Raw genomic sequence first — 334 nt, forward strand, 5'->3', positions numbered from 1 at the left:
CTCCGCCGAGCGTGTGCCGCGCTCCGGCTGCGTCGACATTTCGAGCAGATGGGTATGAAGGTGAAGGATCGCCGGATGCGGGGTCGTGCCGGTCTCGTCCGACATCCGGATCGAACGCTCGCAGATCTCCAGCGCTTCGAGCACGTCCGAATTCGGCGCCGGCGCGCCGGTCTTGAGGTTCCACAGCCGCCGCACCGTGCGCATCATCAGCGCCTCGACCGTCAGCGCCATCACATCGTGGTCGTCGGGAAACGAGCGATAGACCTCTCGCATCGCGGCGGCATAGGCATTGTCCCATCGTTCGAACTCGGCCGGGCTTACGCCATGCGGTTGC

1 pseudogene is annotated in these 334 nt (G+C 65.6%); it reads right to left on the reverse strand.

From position 1 onward, the window contains the following. A pseudogene (locus EN786_RS36655) lies at positions 1 to 334 on the reverse strand (hypothetical protein); the annotation flags it as partial.

Source organism: Mesorhizobium sp. M4B.F.Ca.ET.143.01.1.1, from assembly GCF_004792275.1.
Taxonomy (GTDB): domain Bacteria; phylum Pseudomonadota; class Alphaproteobacteria; order Rhizobiales; family Rhizobiaceae; genus Mesorhizobium; species Mesorhizobium abyssinicae.